This window comes from Nonomuraea sp. NPDC003727 (genome assembly GCF_053586935.1).
On the sequence record NZ_JBSFNE010000013.1, the window covers coordinates 131,765 to 149,833 of the forward strand.

The 18,069-nt window shown below is 68.4% G+C and carries 12 protein-coding genes; 6 read left to right on the forward strand and 6 right to left on the reverse strand.

Going from position 1 to position 18,069, the window contains the following annotated elements; genetic code table 11:
• Window positions 1–64 precede the first annotated feature (64 nt).
• Window positions 65–1,003 (reverse strand): hypothetical protein, encoded by a 939-nt coding sequence (locus ACWDLG_RS31090; RefSeq protein ID WP_449926731.1) that lies wholly within the window; start codon window positions 1,001–1,003, stop codon window positions 65–67.
• 720 nt (window positions 1,004–1,723) lie between these two features.
• Window positions 1,724–2,494, reverse strand: coding sequence for an SAM-dependent methyltransferase (locus ACWDLG_RS31095; RefSeq protein WP_449926733.1), 771 nt, complete (start codon window positions 2,492–2,494; stop codon window positions 1,724–1,726).
• A 1,676-nt stretch (window positions 2,495–4,170) separates the two neighbouring features.
• Between ACWDLG_RS31095 and ACWDLG_RS31100 the strand changes: the two genes are divergently transcribed.
• The 6 genes from ACWDLG_RS31100 (at window position 4,171) to ACWDLG_RS31125 (ending at window position 12,386) form a co-directional block, all read left to right on the forward strand.
• Window positions 4,171–5,919 (forward strand): ABC transporter family substrate-binding protein, encoded by a 1,749-nt coding sequence (locus ACWDLG_RS31100; RefSeq protein WP_449926736.1) that lies wholly within the window; start codon window positions 4,171–4,173, stop codon window positions 5,917–5,919.
• A gap of 263 nt (window positions 5,920–6,182) precedes the next feature.
• Window positions 6,183–7,625, forward strand: a complete 1,443-nt coding sequence (locus ACWDLG_RS31105) for an ABC transporter permease (RefSeq protein WP_449926739.1) — start codon at window positions 6,183–6,185, stop codon at window positions 7,623–7,625.
• Window positions 7,622–8,620 (forward strand): ABC transporter permease, encoded by a 999-nt coding sequence (locus ACWDLG_RS31110; RefSeq protein ID WP_449926742.1) that lies wholly within the window; start codon window positions 7,622–7,624, stop codon window positions 8,618–8,620. Before ACWDLG_RS31105 ends, ACWDLG_RS31110 begins: the two co-directional genes overlap by 4 nt.
• Window positions 8,620–9,693: an ABC transporter ATP-binding protein gene (locus ACWDLG_RS31115; protein ID WP_354911111.1), complete on the forward strand. Its 1,074-nt coding sequence runs from the start codon at window positions 8,620–8,622 to the stop codon at window positions 9,691–9,693. Before ACWDLG_RS31110 ends, ACWDLG_RS31115 begins: the two co-directional genes overlap by 1 nt.
• The gene (locus tag ACWDLG_RS31120) at window positions 9,690–10,682 is read left to right on the forward strand and encodes an ABC transporter ATP-binding protein (protein WP_449926746.1); all 993 of its coding nucleotides are present in this window, start codon (window positions 9,690–9,692) and stop codon (window positions 10,680–10,682) included. Before ACWDLG_RS31115 ends, ACWDLG_RS31120 begins: the two co-directional genes overlap by 4 nt.
• A 150-nt stretch (window positions 10,683–10,832) precedes the next feature.
• Window positions 10,833–12,386 (forward strand): glycosyl hydrolase family 18 protein, encoded by a 1,554-nt coding sequence (locus tag ACWDLG_RS31125; RefSeq protein WP_449926749.1) that lies wholly within the window; start codon window positions 10,833–10,835, stop codon window positions 12,384–12,386.
• A gap of 93 nt (window positions 12,387–12,479) precedes the next feature.
• Here ACWDLG_RS31125 and ACWDLG_RS31130 read toward each other — a convergent pair whose 3' ends face one another.
• From ACWDLG_RS31130 to ACWDLG_RS31145, 4 genes are read right to left on the reverse strand one after another with little or no spacing between them, the layout of a single operon-like run.
• Window positions 12,480–14,192: an ABC transporter family substrate-binding protein gene (locus tag ACWDLG_RS31130; protein WP_449926752.1), complete on the reverse strand. Its 1,713-nt coding sequence runs from the start codon at window positions 14,190–14,192 to the stop codon at window positions 12,480–12,482.
• Window positions 14,189–16,225 carry a dipeptide ABC transporter ATP-binding protein gene (locus ACWDLG_RS31135; protein WP_449926756.1) on the reverse strand — a complete coding sequence of 679 codons (2,037 nt, stop codon included), beginning with the start codon at window positions 16,223–16,225 and terminating at the stop codon, window positions 14,189–14,191. The genes ACWDLG_RS31130 and ACWDLG_RS31135 overlap by 4 nt, the downstream gene beginning before the upstream one ends.
• Window positions 16,222–17,064, reverse strand: a complete 843-nt coding sequence (locus ACWDLG_RS31140) for an ABC transporter permease (protein ID WP_354911100.1) — start codon at window positions 17,062–17,064, stop codon at window positions 16,222–16,224. The genes ACWDLG_RS31135 and ACWDLG_RS31140 overlap by 4 nt, the downstream gene beginning before the upstream one ends.
• A 2-nt stretch (window positions 17,065–17,066) precedes the next feature.
• Window positions 17,067–18,044 carry an ABC transporter permease gene (locus ACWDLG_RS31145; RefSeq protein WP_449926760.1) on the reverse strand — a complete coding sequence of 326 codons (978 nt, stop codon included), beginning with the start codon at window positions 18,042–18,044 and terminating at the stop codon, window positions 17,067–17,069.
• Between the last annotated feature and the right edge of the window lie 25 nt (window positions 18,045–18,069).

The following is an 18,069-nucleotide window of genomic DNA, read 5'->3' on the forward strand; positions in this document are numbered from 1 at the left end:
GCACCGGGGAGTGTGCGTCGGTGTGGGGGGTTTGTCGACCCTGTTGAGGCCGGTGGTACTTCCGTCAGGGGGCGAGCAGTTCGTCGCGGCGGGCCAGGAGGGCGGTACGTTCGGCGGCCAGCTCGGCGCTCCGGCGGGCGATGGCCTCCACCGTCGCCCCGGCCCATTGCGCCACCTCCGCCACCGCGTCGCGCGTGCCGTCGATCCGCTGGTGCTTCAGTACGTCGGTGATGATGTTGTCGAAGAAGGTGTCCACGAACCACCGCGTGTCGACCTCGGGCAACCGAGGACTGGCGGCCACCCCGATGTCGGCCAGTTCCCTGGAGAAGACGTCCAGTGCCCGCTGCGCCTGCCACGCCGCCTGGTCCGCCTCCTCCAGCCGCCTGCGTTCGACCGCGTCCGCCATGTAGCCGCCGCCGAGCATGTCCCACTGCGACGCTCCACGCGCGCTGCCGAGCCGGTCGAGCACGTAGGCGAGTTCCCGCCCCGCGGCGACCCCCGCCTTGTGCGCTTCGTCGTGCTCGCGCAGGTCGGCGGCCCGGTCGCCGAGCCGTTCCGCCAGGTCTGCCAGCTCCCGGCCGCGCGGGTCGCCCGAGTCGATCAGCAGCCGTTCCTTCTCGGCGAGCAACATCGCGTACTCGTCGCGGACCGTGCCGAGCCGGGCCAGCTCACCGTCGATGGCTGCGAGGTCGGCCTCGAGCGAGGACACCCGGGCGCGCTGGCCGTCCAGCCGCTGACGTACGGCTTCCGCCTCCGCCCTCTCCTGGGTGAGCCGTTCCTCCTTCGAGCCGACCAGCTTCGCGAGGAACCCGGCGAAACCGGTCTCCAGGCGGGTCACGTCATTCTCTTCCTCGGCGAGGCGGGAGTGGAGGTCGGCGACCGCCTGCCGTACCTGGGACAGCTGGCCGGTGACCGCGCCTCGCTGCCGGGTGAGGTGGTCGAAGCGCCGCACCCGTTCCTTGGTCACCAGGAGCTGCTCGTCGATCCCCGCAAAATCCGTCATATCGGCTACGACGTAGGCCCGCCCACGATCGTTCCCACCCACACGAACCATCCGGGACCCGGCGAAGAGGGCTTGATCCGGCCGGCACAGGGCACACGCGAGCCGAACAAACCGCCCGCGACCCAAGCAACGGGACCCCACCGAACCGGCCGCAGCCGGGCAGGTCATCTCCCCGACATCGTGCACGTCGAGCCTCGCGTGGAAGCCGCACCACCAGGCCGCACAGGCTAACGCTGAGGCGGCCTGAGCGGACCGGCCGAGACCAGCGAAGGGGATCCGAACGAACGCCGCGACCGCACGAAGGCGAGCCCGACGAACCAGCCGAGAGCACGCGGAGGTGGACCGAGACGAACCGGCCAAGAGTGGGCGAAGACAAACCGAGCTGGTCGCGCGGACCGGGGCGATGGCGAATCAGCCTGAGGCCGGCCGGAGCCGGAGACCTGGACGGACATGTCCGAACAGTGGCCGTTCAAAGCTGCCAGCCGGTCAGAGCTGCCGGCCGGTCAGAACTGCCGGCCGGTCAGAACTGCCGGCCGGTCAGAACTGGCGGCCGGTCAAAGCTGGCGGCCGTGAGGGGCTCCGGCGGTTCGGAGCTCATGGCCGTCAGGACTCCGGCCGGTCAGAGCCAGAAGCCAGTCAAAGCCAGAAGCCAGTCAGAGCCAGATGCCGGTCAGGGCTCCGGCCGCTGGCGAGCACTGGTCGTTCAGGAGCGTGGGCCGTTCAGGTTTTGCGGCCGATGCCGGCCCAGCCCAGGATCGAGAACCGGCGCAGCAGATGGGCGGAGATGAACTTCCCCGAGTCGAGCAGCTCGAAGTCGCCGAAGAACCGCCTGATGTCGTCGAGGCTTCGGGGCACCACGCCCGAGCTCGCCTTCGAGTAGACCTGCCGTACGGTCTCGGTGTCGTCGCTACGTTCGTCCCGCATGGACAGATGCGTGATCACCAAGTGGCTGCCGGGCGCCATCAACTCCCTGAGCTTGGCGACCTCCTCGTACGGGTCCTCCAGGAAGTGGAGGACGGCGACGAGCAGTACTCCCACGGGTTGGCCGCCGTCGATCAGCCCGGTCTCCAGCGCGCGGGACCAGATCTCCTCCGGCCTGCGCAGGTCGCCCTCGACCATGGCGACCGTGGGCGAGTTGGCGAGCAGGGCACGGCCGTGCACGCACACGATCGGGTCGTTGTCGACGTAGACGGCCCGCGCCTCCGGGTTCACGCCGTGGGCGACCTGGTGCACGGTGCTCTGGGTGGGCAGCCCGGCGCCGATGTCGATGAACTGACTGATCCCCGCCTCTGCCGCGAGATGGCGAACGGCGTTGCCGAGGAACTCGCGGTTGAGCTTCACGCCCTCCCTCGATTCGGGGAACGCCTTGATTATCTGCTCGGCCGCTTCCCTGTCGGCGGCGAAGTTGTCCTTGCCACCGAGCATGTAGTCGTAGATTCGCGCGACATTGGGCGTGTTCACATCAATACCCAGGGGAGCGTTCTCGCTCATTCAGTCACCCCTGGCGCGCCGGTCGGCGCTTCTCGGTTACTGAGGTGATTCTCGCGGTTACCGAGATGAATCGACGAGAAGGCGGATGAGATGACGCCGGACTGGGACATCGCGCCGTCGGGCATGCGTGCCCGTGAACGCTGCGCCGCCGCATCGCGTGCCTCCCTCGCGAGGACCCCGTGCGATAAGGATCATGTACGTCCGTGATCAGGGTACCAGCCCGTAACATCCACATAACTCCGGATTTGGCAGGGGTTTCCGGTCATCGGCCCTTCGAGCTCGGATGTCCGGGCCGGGTGAATGACCACGACCTGCGGAAACGCCGCATGTCCGGCCGTTTCCGGGGATCATGCGACCACGCGTCCCCGCTGGCGAAGCGAGTCCGGTCGTTTTCGGCGATCATGCGACTGTGCGTCCCCGTTGGCGAAGCCAGTCCGGATGTTCTCGGGGATCACGCGACTGTGCGTCCCCGCTGGCGGGGCGCAACCGTCCGGCACGGCTCGCGGGAACGGCAGGAGCGCGACTCCGGTGACGACGGAAGGAAGACTGTCCGAGCCCGGCGAGCCCACCACCTGCTGGAACGCTCGGATTCCGCCGTTCCGGAGATCATGCGGCCACGCGTCCCCGCTCCTCGGGCAGCCGTCGGGCGGGCCGGCAGGACTTGCGGGAACGGCAGGGCGACTCCGGCGGGCGCGGGAGGAAGGCTGTCCGGGTCCCGCGGTGCGCTCACTGGGCGGGTCCGGACTCGGAAAGGGATGACGACCGCGCCAACGGTCGTGGCCGTCGGCGGACCGGACGCGGCGACCGCCGTACCTCGCGCGGATTTCCTCACCCAGGTCACGCGCTGCGACCGGTCGTCGGGCCACCTCCCCCGGCTCACTCCACGTGACCAGCGGTCCCCCTGACTCGCTCCAACCAGCCGCCGGGCCGGCGACCCCACGAGATCCCCACACAGACGCCCATCAGGCCGGCCAACCAGCCTTCCCACCGGTCACCCCACGGCGTCCTCACGCCGACACCCGCCGGGCTGACCGACCAGTTGCTCAGCCGGCCACCCCACGAAATCCCCACACGGGCACCCGGCGGGTCATCCCCCTGGTGGCTCGACGGCATCCCCAAGAGGCAGGCCGCATCGAGGCCCGGCAGGGGGAGCCGGTCACTCCAACCGGGCGGAGGGCCCCTCCCGCGAGCGGTCTTCCGGACCCTCCAGCAGCGGAGACGCACCCACGCGGCAGGAACGGCCCACCGCGGTCGGGACCACCGTGGCGGCCGCGGGCCGGACCGGCGCGCAACGCTCCCGGGAATCGTGCGCCTGAGGGGTGTGACGCTCGTGTACCACAGTGACTGCTGGGGAATGCTCCATCGAGGTTCCTCCCGGGTTGGGGGGTGGGGATCTCAGGATGGAGAATTGCGGCTTGACGGGCTGCGGCGAACGGGATTCTGTGGACGGTCAGGAGGGCTGTGGACGACCAGAGAACGCTCTCCCCCTCTCCGATCACCGTGGGTAACGAATATGTGGTGATTTGCACCTATTCGCCCCAGCTTTGTTACGGAACATGCCTTTGACGGCATCAGGTCTGCAACACTCTGCTGTGACCCCTTACCTCCGTCTACGGAGTAATGCTTCATTTTCCGCAAGACTGGCTGCGAAGTTTCAACCCCCAAGGAGTAAGTCCGTGTCATCTGCACGCAGGGCCGGAAGGTTCCTGGCAGCGGCGACGGGAGCAGCGATCCTGCTGACGGCCTGCGGCGCTACCGACAACGCGCCCGCCGCGGACCCGTCGGCCGGCGCCTCCGCTCCGGCCAGCGGCGCCGCGAACGCCTCGACGATCACGCACACGTTCGAGCAGGAGATCAGCTCCTACAACGCTCAGACCGCTGAGGAGTACTCCTCCAAGAACCACATCGTCCTCAACCGGGTCCTGGCGGACTTCTGGTACTACGGCGCCGACGGGTCCGTCACGCCGGACAAGGACATGGGCACGTACGAGAAGACCTCGGACGACCCGCTGACGGTGAAGTACACCATCAACCCGAACGCGGTCTGGTCCGACGGCAACGCCATCGCCTGCGACGACGTGATGCTCACCTACGCCGCGGCCTCCGGCAAGTTCCCCGAGTTCAGCTACATCAGCACGACGACGTGGGACAAGATCAAGATGCCGGACTGCAAGATCGGCGACAAGGAGGTGACGCTGAACTACACCAAGTCGTACGGTGACTGGGCAGCGGCCCCCGTCATCCAGCTGCCGGCGCACATCGTCGCCCAGCAGGGTGGGCTCAGCGAGCAGGAGCTGTTCGACGCCATCAAGGCCGAGGACCACGGCAAGCTCAAGAAGGCCGCCGAGTTCTTCAACAAGGGCTGGATCTTCAACGGCAAGCTGCCCGACAAGGCGCTCATCCCGTCCTCCGGCCAGTACGTGCTCGACTCGTTCTCCCCCGGCCAGTCCATCACCCTCGCCCGCAACGAGAAGTTCTGGGGCGAGAAGGCCAAGACCGAGAAGATCGTCATCCGCTTCATCGCGCAGGACCAGCAGGTCCAGGCGCTGCAGAACGGCGAGACGAACATCATCGAGCCGCAGTCGAACCCGGACGTCCTGGCTCAGGTGCAGGGTCTGCAGAACGTCACCGTCAAGACCGGTGAGCAGTTCCTCTACGACCACCTGGACTTCAACTTCAACAAGGGCCCGTTCAAGGACGCCAAGCTGCGTCAGGCCATCGCGCTCTGCGCCCCGCGTCAGCAGATCGTCGACAACCTGATCAAGCCGCAGAACCCGAACGCCGCCCCGATGAACGTCCGCAACATCGCGCCGTTCCAGCCGGGTTACGCCGAGGCCGTCACCGCCGCGGTCGGCACCAAGTACGACAAGGTCGACCTCGAGGGCGCCAAGAAGCTGGTGGCCGACTCGGGCGTCAAGACCCCGATCAAGGTCAACATCGGCTACAACCAGCCGAACCCGCGCCGCACCCAGGTCGTCGAGCTGATCAAGGCCTCCTGCGACCAGGTCGGCTTCCAGATCACCGACACCGGTAGCGAGAAGTTCTTCGACGACGCCGGTGACCTGGCCAACGGCAACTTCGACATCGCCCTGTTCGGTTGGGCCGGTTCGTCGCTGAACAGCGGCTGGACCTCCACCTACCAGACGCCCACGAAGTGCACCCCGTCGGCCAAGGGCAACAACAAGGGCTGCTACTCCAACAAGGAGTACGACAAGCTCGCCGAGCAGATCCTGGCCGAGACCGACCCGGCCAAGGTCGCGCCGCTGATCCAGCAGGTCGAGAAGATCCTCTGGGACGACCTGGCGACGATCCCGCTGTACTCGCAGCCGGCGCTGTCGGCCTGGAGCTCTAACCTCCAGAACATCCAGCCCAACCCCAGCCAGGCTTCCATCACCTGGAACATGCAGCAGTGGGCTGCCCAGTAGATTCGGCTTAACCGCCGGCTGACGCGGGGCCCGGTCTCAGACCGGCCCCGCGTCACGGGTGTCCACCCCACGTCGTCAACATCGTCAGCCCGTCGAAGCCGCGCCCACGAGGCACCGTGGCGGGCCCGGTTTCCGGCCCGAGACCGGCCACCTCCCGCTGTGGCACCGGAAGCCGTCACCTGCAGGAGGTCGGGGAATTGCTTGTATTCATCGCACGTAGGCTCGCGATATCGAGCCTGACGTTGCTAGGCGCCACATTCATCATGTTCTTCCTGGTGGCGCTGTCGGGAGATCCTCTCGCCGACCTACGCGAGAGCTCGGCCCCCGAGGCTCCGAAGCTCATGGAGGCGCGCATCGCCGCCATGCACCTGAACGAGCCGATCCCTGTCCGCTACCTGTCCTGGCTGGCGGGCATCTTCCAGGGCGAGCTCGGCGTGAACAAGGCGGGGACCACGGTCTCCTCGCTGCTCTCCGCGGCCATGGAGTCGACGCTCAAGCTCGTCGTCGTGGCCACCGTGCTCGGCGCGGTGATCGGTATCACGATCGGCATCATCTCCGCGCTGCGTCAGTACAGCACCTTCGACCACGGGATCACCTTCGCAGCTTTCGTCTGCTTCTCGCTACCGATTTTCTGGGTCGCCACGCTGCTGAAGCAGTACGTCGCGATCGAGTTCAACGACTGGCTGCGTGACCCGTTCATTCCGCTTCCCGTCATCCTGGCCGTGGCGGTGTTCGCCGGCCTGGTGTGGTCGTCGATCTACAACGGCGACCGCAAGGGCAAGCTGATCGCGGCCGGCATCGGCTTCGCCGTGACGGCCGTCATCCTGTTCACGCTGTCGGCGACCCGCTGGTTCGCCGACCCCGGTCTCGGCTTCCCGTTCATCCTGGTCGTCGGCCTGGCCACGGCCGCGGGCGTGACGGCGCTGATCGCGGGCGTCGAGCACCTGCAGCCGATGTACGCCGCGCTGGCCGCCGCGGGCGTCGGCGCGCTGCTGTACTACCCGCTGCAGCCGATGCTGGTTTCTCCGTCGTTCCTGACCCTGCTGGGCCTGTTCGTGGTCGCCGGCCTGGTCAGCGCGGCGATCGGCTGGCAGTTGGGCGGCCTGCTGCGCCGCCAGGCGATCCCGCTGGCGGTCTTCAGCGGCCTGTTCGTCGCCGCCATGATGTTCATGGACCGGCTGCTGGAGGCGTGGGACGGCTACGCGCGGGCGCTCAAGGGCCGTCCGGTGGCCACCATCGGCTCGGAGACCCCGAACTTCATGGGCAACTTCTGGCAGACCACCCTCGACTCCGGCATGCACCTGCTGCTGCCCACGCTGGCGCTGATCCTCGTCGGCCTGGCCGGCCACTCCCGCTACAGCCGGGCCAGCATGCTCGAGGTGATGAACCAGGACTACGTCCGTACGGCACGCGCCAAGGGTCTGCCCGAGCGGACGGTCGTCATCAAGCACGCCTTCCGCAACGGCATGATCCCGATCACCACGATCCTCGCCCTCGACTTCGCGGGCGTCTTCAGCGGCGCGGTCATCACCGAGGCCGTCTTCGGCTGGAAGGGCATGGGGGCGCTGTTCAGCCAAGCGCTGAGAGAGGTCGACCCCATGCCGGTCATGGGCTTCTTCCTGATCACCGGCACCTCGATCGTCGTGTGGAACATGCTGGCCGACATCGCCTATGCCTACCTCGACCCGCGGATCAGGTTGTCATGACAGAGAAGACCGAGACCGAGATGACCATCAACAGGGACGAGAGCACGTCCAGCGCCGCGCAGGGCATGACGATCGTCGCCCGCACGCAGGCCCAGCTCGTCAGGCGGCGGTTCTTCCGCCACCGTGGCGCCCTCGTCGGCATGATCCTGTTCGGCATCGTGTTCGTGCTGGCCTTCAGCTCGATCGGCTTCGGCCCGATCCCCGGCTGGTGGGACAAGCCGTGGACGGGTTCGGGCACCGTGGTCGACAGGGGCCGCCCGACGCTCAGCCTCATCCCCGAGTTCCTCGGCGGCGCGGGCATCCACCTGGGCGAGCACCCCTTCGGCCAGGACAACATCGGCAAGGACTACTTCGCGCTGACCATGCGGGGCGCGCAGATCTCCATCATCGTCGCGCTGACCATCGGCCTGGTCTCCACGGTCGTCGGCACCGTGCTGGGCGCCGCCGCCGGGTTCTTCCGGGGCAAGGTCGAGTCGGTCATCATGCGCTTCACCGACATCATGATCACCATCCCGGTGCTGGTGATCGCCGCGGTCGTCGGCAGCGCGACGGGCAACATGGGCCCCTACTTCATGGCCCTGTTCCTCGGACTGACCACCTGGACCAGCGTCACGCGCCTGGTGCGCGGCGAGTTCCTCTCGCTGCGCGAGAAGGAGTTCGTGGAGGCGGCGAGGGCGATCGGCACCTCCTCCTTCCGCATCATCTTCCGGCACATCCTGCCGAACACACTGGGCGTGATCATCGTCTCGGCCACGCTCGCGATCTCCGCCGGCATCCTGCTGGAGACCGCCCTCTCCTTCCTCGGCTTCGGCGTCAAGAGCCCCGACACCTCGCTCGGCCTGCTGATCAGCGACTACAAGAGCGCGATGCTCACCCGGCCGTGGCTGTTCTGGTGGCCAGGCCTGTTCATCATCGCGATCGCGCTGTCGGTCAACTTCATCGGTGACGGCCTGCGTGACGCCTTCGATCCCCGACAGAACAGGGTGCGCGACTGATGAGCTCCGTACACATCGCCAAGCGCCTGTCCGAGGCCACGCGCCCCGGCACGACCGAGGTGCTCAGGGTCGACAATCTCCAGGTGAGCTTCCCCACCGACGACGGCCTGGTCAAGGCCGTGCGCGGCGTGTCCTACGCGGTGCACGAGCGTGAGGTGCTCGGCATCGTCGGCGAGTCGGGCTCGGGCAAGTCGGTCTCCTCGATGGCGGTCATGGGCCTGCTGCCCAAGAGCGCCAGGATCACCGGCAGCATCTCCTACCGCGGTGACGACATCCTCAAGATGCCGGAGCGCAAGCGGCGGAGCCTGCGCGGCAGGAAGATCGCGATGGTCTTCCAGGACCCGATGACGGCGCTCAACCCGGTCCACACCATCGGCGACCAGCTCGCCGAGGCGGTGCTGGCGCACGAGCTGGTGCCGTACAAGCAGGCCCAGGCCCGGGCCAAGGAGATGCTGGACCTGGTCGGCATCCCGCAGGCGGCGGCCAGGCTGAAGTCCTACCCGCACGAGTTCTCCGGCGGCATGCGGCAGCGGGCGATGATCGCCATGGCGATCATCAACAACCCCGACGTGATCATCGCCGACGAGCCGACCACGGCGCTCGACGTGACCGTGCAGGCGCAGATCCTGGAGAAGCTGCTCGAGGTCAAGGACGCCGTCGACGCCGCGGTCGTGCTCATCACGCACGACCTGGGCGTCATCGCGGGCATGGCGCACCGGGTGCTGGTCATGTACGCGGGCAAGCCGGTCGAGATCGGCGACGTCGACCCGGTCTTCAACACGCCGCGCATGCCGTACACGGCGGGCCTGCTGGGCTCCATCCCCTCGCTGGAGGCCTCGGGCGACCGGCTGCGGCCGATCAAGGGCACCCCGCCCTCGCTGATCAACCTGCCGTCCGGATGCCCGTTCTCGCCGCGCTGCCCCATGGCGACGGCCGAGTGCACGGCGTCGGAGCCGGTCCTCGAGGAGACGGACAGCGGCGCGCATTACGCCGCGTGCCACCACTGGCCCAAACTGGCAGAGAAGGCGGATCCGACCGCCATCTTCCGCACGAACAGCGAGACCACCTCATGACCGAGAAACTGCTCGAGGTGACCGACCTCGTCATGAACTTCCCCGTCAGGGGGACCGGCCTCATGCGCCGCGTCGTCTCGCACGTGCAGGCGGTCAGCGGCGTGTCGCTGCACGTCGACAAGGGTGAGACCCTCGGCGTGGTGGGCGAGTCCGGCTGCGGCAAGTCGACCACCGGCCGGGCCATCCTGCAGCTGCACAAGCCGACCTCGGGTTCGGTGAAGTTCGGCGGCAAGGAGCTCACCTCGCTGTCGAACAAGCAGATGCAGGCCGTACGGCAGGACATGCAGATCGTCTTCCAGGACCCGTACGCGTCGCTGAACCCGAAGATGCCGGTCAACGACATCGTCGCCGAGCCGCTGAAGGTGCACGGCCGGTGGGACAAGAACGGGCCGAAGCGGGTCGCCGAGCTGCTGTCGCTGGTGGGCCTGTCTCCGGAGCACGGCAACCGCTATCCGCACGAGTTCTCCGGCGGCCAGCGGCAGCGTGTCGGCATCGCGCGGGCGCTGGCGCTGGAGCCGAAGCTGCTCATCCTGGACGAGCCGGTGTCGGCTCTCGACGTGTCGGTCCAGGCGGGCGTGGTGAACCTGCTGGAGGACCTGCAGGACTCGCTGGGTCTGGCGTACATGTTCATCGCGCACGACCTGTCGGTGGTGCGGCACATCTCCGACCGCGTGGCGGTGATGTACCTGGGCAAGGTCGTGGAGACCGGTCCTCGTGACGACCTGTACGACCGGCCGGCCCACCCGTACACCCAGGCGCTGCTGTCGGCGGCGCCGACGGCGAACCCGGAGGAGGAGCGCCAGCGCGAGCGGATCATCCTGACGGGTGACGTGCCGTCGCCGATGGACCCGCCGAGCGGCTGCCGGTTCCGGACGCGGTGCTGGAAGGCGCAGGAGATCTGCGCGACCGAGGAGCCGGCGCTGGTGGACCGGGGCAACGGGCACCCGGTGGCGTGCCACTTCGCCGAGGTGAACTCCAAGGTCGTCTGACGTCCGGAGTGGTTTCAGGGGCTCCGTCGCGGGATGCGGCGGGGCCCCTTTCCATGTCCCGGCAACCTGGCCTGTTGATGCCTATTGTAAGGAAACTTTCTTGTCCGGATAATCACCCGCAGAGCTTCACCCCGACAGAAGGGTGCCCCCGTGAAGCGAACAACGCGTCCCATCCTGCTCGCCGTGGCCTTCCTCCTGGCCGTCGCCGGCGTATTCGGCGCGCAGACGTCCGCCCGAGCCGCCAACCTCCTCGTCAACCCGGGCTTCGAGACCGGAACGCTGTCCCCCTGGTCCTGCGCCGGCGGGCTGGGGTCGGTGGTCGCCACTCCAGTCCACTCCGGGTCGAAGGCGCTGGCCGGGGCGGCCAGTGGCGCCGACAACGCCAGGTGCGTCCAGACGGTGACCGTACGGCCGAGCACCGCCTACACGCTGACCGCCTGGGTCCGCGGCGGCTACGTCTACCTCGGCGTCACCGGCGGCGGGTCCACCTGGACCTCCTCCCCCGCGGCCTACACCCAGCTGTCGGTCTCCTTCACCACCGCCTCCGGCCAGACGAGCGCCGAGGTCTACCTGCACGGCTGGTACGGCCAGGGCACCTACTACGCCGACGACGTCAGCTTCGACGGCCCCGGCGGCCCGACCCCCACCCCGACGGTCACTCCGACCCCGACGGTGACGCCCACACCCACGCCGACCCCGACGCCGACGCCGACACCGACACCGACACCCACTCCGACGCCGACCGACGCCACGTGCGCGGTGAAGTCACGCCCGGCGGGCAAGGTCCTGCAGGGCTACTGGGAGAACTGGGACGGCGCGGCCAACGGCGTGCACCCGCCGTTCGGCTGGACCCCGATCACCGATCCCCGCATCAAGGCGCACGGCTACAACGTCATCAACGCCGCCTTCCCCGTCATCCGCTCCGACGGGACCGTCCTGTGGGAGGACGGCATGGACGCCACCGTCAAGGTGCCCACCCCGGCCGAGATGTGCCAGGCCAAGGCGGCGGGGGCGACGATCCTGATGTCCATCGGCGGCGCCGCCGCCGGCATCGACCTCAGCTCCAGCGCCGTCGCCGACCGCTTCGTGGCGACCGTCGTGCCGATTCTCAAGCGCCACAACTTCGACGGCATCGACATCGACATCGAGACCGGGCTGACCGGCAGCGGCAACATCACCCAGCTGTCGCCGTCGCAGGCCAACCTCATCCGGATCATCGACGGCGTGCTCGCCCAGATGCCGGCCGACTTCGGCCTGACCATGGCGCCGGAGACCGCCTACGTGACCGGCGGCAGCGTCGTCTACGGCTCGATCTGGGGCGCGTACCTGCCGATCATCAAGAAGTACGCCGACAACGGCCGCCTCTGGTGGCTGAACATGCAGTACTACAACGGCAGCATGTACGGCTGCAGCGGCGACTCCTACGCGGCGGGCACGGTGCAGGGCTTCACCGCGCAGACCACGTGCCTGAACAACGGCCTGGTCATCCAGGGCGTCACGATCAGGGTGCCGTACGACAAGCAGGTCCCCGGCCTGCCCGCCCAGCCGGGCGCGGGCGGCGGCCACATGGGCCCGTCGCTGGTGAGCCAGAGCTGGAACGCCTTCGGCGGCGCCCTCAAGGGGTTGATGACCTGGTCCATCAACTGGGACGGGTCGAAGAACTGGACGTTCGGCGACAACGTCAGGTCCCTGCAGGGCCGCTAGCGCCAGGCCGCCCATGACCTGATGACGCCCGGCCGGGATCCCGGCCGGGCGTCATCAGACAGGCATGGTCAGACAGGCGTCGTCAGACAGGCGTCACTGGGTGAAGCCGACCGTGGACCAGTCCTTGGTCGCGAAGCCGAACGCCCCGTAGTTCGCCAGCGTCTTCTTCGTGGCGTAGATGGCGGGCCGCTGGTACAGCGGGATGGTGTGCACCTCGTCCCAGATCAGCTTGTCGGCTTGGTTGCCGAGCTCGATGTACTTCGCCGGGTCCATCTCCCCCGCCGCCTGCTCGATCAGCGCGTCCAGCTCCGCCGACCCGATGCGCGGGAAGTTGCTCCCGAAGTTGTCCTTGCCGGTCGGCTGCTTGTAGATCTGCGGCAGCGCCCCGTTCGGGAACGGCGTGCCCAGCCACGAGAACGGCACCAGGTCGAAGTTGCCGGGGATGATGTAGTCGTCGAAGAACTTGTCGTCGGGGACCGGCTCCACCTTGACCTTGACGCCGACGTCCTTCAGCATCGCCTGGGTCAGCTCGCCCTCCTGCTTGGCCAGCGGGTAGGCGGCAGGGACGACGAAGCGCAGCTCGAGCTCCTTGCCGTCCTTCTTGCGGTAGTCGCCCTCCATCTTCCAGCCGGCCGCGTCGAGCAGCTGCTTGGCCTTCTCGGGGTTGTACTTCCCGAGCTCTCCGGAGTTGTCGACGTAGCCCTTGTGGGTGTTCATGTACAGGTGGTTGTTGAGCACCTGCACCGGCCAGTCGAGGTCCTTGAGGTCGGACTGGGTGATGGCCTCGCGGTTGATGCCGAGCTGGACGGCCTGGCGGACCGACTTGTCGGTGAGGTTGGGCGCGGAGCCGTTGACGGTGATGTGCCGCCAGTTGGGCGCCGCGGCCTTGCGGATGTCGGCGTTCGGCACGTTCTTGGCGCGCTGCAGGTCGGCGGCGATGGGGCTGAGCTCCATCGCGTCGAGCTCGCCGTTGGCGAAGGCGTTCACGGTGGCGCCGGAGTCGAGGGCGCGGAAGATGACCTTGTCGAGCTTGGCCCGCTTGCCCCACCAGGCGTCGTCCCTGACGAGGGTGACGGTCTTGCCGGTCTGGTCGAGGGCGTCGACCTTGAACGGCCCCGCGGTCACCGGGATCCTGTTGATCCAGCTCTTGTTGAACGCGGTGGCGTCGGCGTTGGCGGAGGCCGGAAGGAGCGGGGAGAACATGCCCTTCCAGTCGGGGTACTGCTTGGCGAAGGTGACGACGACCTCGTGGTCGGTCGCGCCCTTCTCCACCGAGGCGACGCGGTCGTAGCCGTCGGTCGAGGTGGCCTGGAACTTCTTGTCGGTGCCGTTGAGCGCCTTCCACTGGGCGACGAAGTCCTTGTAGGTGATCGGCGTGCCGTCGGACCACTTCGCCTTGTCGTTGAGCCGGTAGGTGACGACCTGCTTGCCGCCCTCCTGCTCCGTCTTCCACTCGGTGACGTAGTCGGGGTTGTTGGTCACCTCGGCCTTGTCGTCGGCCTTGCCCATGCTGGGCATGACCGCGTCGAACACGTCGGAGACGGTCGCGTGCGTGCCGTTCACCTGGTTGTAGTTCCACTGCGTCTGCCACTGGGTCAGCGCGAGGGTGACGGTCCCGCCGTCCTTGACCTGCTCGTAGGCGACCGGGTTGACGGCGCTTCCGGGCAGCGCGGCGGCCTGCTCCTGCGCCTGTGCGGTGGCCTGCGCCGAACCGGCCTGCGGCTTGTCGGCACCGCCACCGCAGGCGGCGAGGGCGAGAGCCAGCAGGGCCGCGCCCGCGGCGGCCTTGTAGGCGACAACCTTCACGAGTTCCTCACTTCGGGGTAGTGGCAGGCGGCGCCGTGATCGTCGGCGTGCGCGAGCCGTGCAACGGGGGGCTCTTCGGCCGCGCACCGCGCGCGCTCCGGCTCGGGGAGCAGGGCGCGCTTGGGGCAGCGGGTGTGGAAGCGGCAGCCCGTCGGGGGCGCCGCGGGGCTGGGCAGGTCGCCGTCGAGGATGATCCTCTTGCGTGATCGCTCCAGCGCGGGGTCCGGCAGCGGGATGGCCGACATGAGCGCCCTGGTGTAGGGGTGGGCGGGCGTGCCGTACACCTCGGTGACGGCGCCGATCTCGACGATCTTGCCGAGGTACATGACCGCGACGCGGTCGGCCAGATGGCGGACGACGGACAGGTCGTGGGCGACGAACAGGTAGGACAGGCCCAGCCGGGCCTTCAGGTCCTCCAGCAGGTTGATGACGCCCGCCTGGATCGACACGTCGAGCGCGGAGACCGGCTCGTCGAGGACGACCAGTTTCGGCTCCAGGGCCAGCGCGCGGGCGATGCCGATGCGCTGGCGCTGCCCGCCGGAGAAGTGCTGCGGGTAGCGCTCGGCGTAGGAGGCGTCGAGGCCGACGAGGTCGAGCAGCTCGGCGACACGCTTGGCGACGTCCTTGTGGCCGTGGGCGCGCAGCGGCTCGGCCAGGATGTCGCCGACCGGCATGCGCGGGTCGAGCGCGGCCATCGGGTCCTGGAAGACGATCTGCAGGTCGCGGCGCAGTTCCTTGCGCTCGCGGGCGGTGAGCGTGCCGCTGTCCTTGCCGAAGACCACGACCTTGCCACCCTGGGCGGCCTCCAACTGCATGATCTGCTGGAGGGTGGTGGTCTTGCCGCAGCCCGACTCGCCGACGAGGGCCAGCGTCTCGCCGGAGGCGATGTCGAAGCTGATGCCGTCGACGGCGTGCACGGTGCCGACGCGCCGCTTGAAGACGGCGCCCTTCGTCAGCGGATAGTGCCGGACGAGGCCGTCGAGCTCGAGCACCTTGCCGCGCTCCGCGCGCGGCGCCGAGGCGTCGGGCCGGCCGAACCCCTCGGGTGCGGGGAAGACGTCGGCCCCCCTGAGCTTCTTCAGCTCGATCTCGTGGGAGCGGATGCAGGCCACCCGGCGCGCGCCGACTTCGACGAGTTCGGGCTCGGCGTCGTCGCACGCGGACACCTTCAGCGGGCAGCGGGGCGCGAAGGGGCAGCCCGGCGGCAGCGCGGCGGGCGAGGGCGGGGCGCCCTCGATCGGCACCAGGCGCCGGCTGTCCTGGTCCAGCCGCGGGATCGAGGCGAGCAACCCCATCGTGTACGGCATGCGAGGCTCGTAGTAGATCTCTTCGACCGTGCCCTGCTCGACCGGCTTGCCGGCGTACATCACCAGCACCCGGTCGGCGAGCCCCGCGACCACCCCCAGGTCGTGGGTGATCATGACGATACCGGCGCCGGTCTCCTTCTGCGCCGTCTTCAGCACTTCCAGCACCTGCGCCTGGATGGTGACGTCGAGTGCGGTGGTCGGCTCGTCGCAGATCAGCACGTCGGGGTCGTTGGCGATGGCCATCGCGATCATCGCGCGCTGCCGCATGCCGCCGGAGAACTCGTGCGGGAAGGCCTTGGCGCGCACGTCGGGGTGCGGGATGCCGACCAGGTCGAGCAGCTCGACGGCCTGCTTGGCGGCCTGCTCCCTGGTGACCTTCTGGTGGACGCGGACCGCCTCGGCGATCTGGTCCCCGATGGTGTAGACGGGGGTGAAGGCCGACAGCGGGTCCTGGAAGATCATGCTGATGGACTTGCCGCGCCGCTGGAGCATCTCCTGCTCCCGCATGCCGAGCAGCTCGTGGCCGTGCAGCCTGACCGAGCCGCTCACCTGCGCACCGGCGGGCAGCAGGCCCATGACGGCGAGCGAGGTCACGGACTTGCCGGAGCCGGACTCGCCGACGATGCCCAGGATCTCACCCCTGCCGACCTGGTAGGAGACACCCCTGACGGCCTTGACGCCGCCGCGGAAGGTCACGTGGAGGTCGCTCACCTCGAGGATCGTCATGAGTTGCTTCCCGGGTCGAGGGCGTCGCGCAGGCCGTCGCCGATGAGGTTGATGCACAGGACCAGCAGGACGAGCAGTCCGGCGGGGAAGAGGAACAGCCACGGGTAGCTGATCGCCTCGCTGCCGCCCGCGGCGGAGATGAGGGTGCCGAGCGAGACGTCCGGCGGCTGCACGCCGAAGCCGAAGTAGGACAGCGCGGTCTCGCCGATGATGGCGGCGCTGACGTTCATGGTGGCGTCGATGATGAGCAGCGACGACAGGTTCGGCACGATGTGCCGGAAGATGATCTGCCGGTCGCTGATGCCCATGTAGCGGGCGGCCAGCACGTACTCCCGCTCGCGCAGGGACAGCGTCATGCTCCTGACCACCCTGGAGGTGATCATCCAGGAGAAGGCGGCGAGCAGCACCACGAACCACAGCCAGGTGGCGCCCTTCAGGCGTGGCGACAGGACCGCGATGATCAGGAAGCTGGGCAGCACCAGCAGCAGGTCGGCGCCCCACATCAGGGCCTTGTCCAGCCAGCCGCCGAAGTAGCCGGCGAACGCGCCGACCACCGCGGCCAGGCCGGTGGAGAACAGGGCGACGAGGAAGCCGATGACGATCGACTTGCGCATGGCGTGCAACGTCACCGTGAACACGTCCTGGCCGATCTGGGTGGTGCCCCACCAGTGGTCGGCGCCGGGCGGGGAGCGGAAGGCGGTGAAGTCCTTGTCCTCCAGGCCGTACGGCGAGACCACCGGGCCCAGGTAGGCCAGGACGAGCAGCAGGAGGATTCCGGCCAGGCCGATGATGACCTGCGGCTTGGCCAGAACCCGGCGCAGGACGACCTTGGAACGCATCTCTAGCTCACCCGCACTCTCGGGTCGAGCGCCGCGACGAGCAGGTCGGACAGCAGTCCGGCGACCAGGACGCAGACGGCGGTGAACAGGGCGACGGCGGCCACGGAGTTGACGTCGTTGTGCTGGATCGACTCGACCAGCCAGGCGCCCATGCCGTGCCAGCCGAAGATCTTCTCGGTGAAGGTGGCGCCGGTGAGCATGGTGCCGAAGGCGAAGGCGAAGTAGGTGGCGGCCGGGATGAGCGCGGTGCGCAGGGCGTGCTTGTAGAGCGCGGCTCTGCGGGAGAGCCCCTTGGCCTGGGCCGTACGGACGAAGTCCTGGCCGAGCACGTCGAGCATCATGTTGCGCTGGATGCGGCTGTAGAAGGCGATCTGGCCGAGGCACAGCGACAACGTCGGCAGGATCAGGTGGTTGAGCCGGTTGAGCAACTGGTCGGTGCCGGTGAGCGCGGGGTTGTACTCGCCGGTGTACTCGATGAGCGTGTGCCCGAGCGCGTTGTTGATCCCGGTCGCGCCCATCGTCAGCAGGGTGGCCAGGACGAAGACGGGCACGGCCATGATGACGAACGAGGCCATGCCGATGGCCCTGTCGCTGAGGCGGTACTGCTTGACCGCGGCGAACGCGCCGACGGCCACGCCGAGGACGGAACCGAGGACGGTGCCGATCACCAGCAGGCGGAGGCTGACGCCGACCCGCCTGGCCATCTGGTCGTTGACCGACCCGCCGTCCCACGTCTTGCCGAAGTCGCCCCTGACCAGGCCGGACACCCAGGTTCCGTAGCGCTCGAGCAGGGGTGTCCTGTCGTTGAGGTTGTACTCGCTCAGCGTGCTGTCCACGACCCCGGCGGGGATGGGCGGCTGGCGCCCCTCGTAGTTGGCACGAGGGTTGAGGCTGCCGGCGGCGAGCAGGTACGCCAGGCTCGCGGCGATGGCGACCAGGATGACGCTCGACAGCAGCCTGCGCAGCAGGTACGTGCCCATTGCCCTCCGTTCGGACGAACGGGGG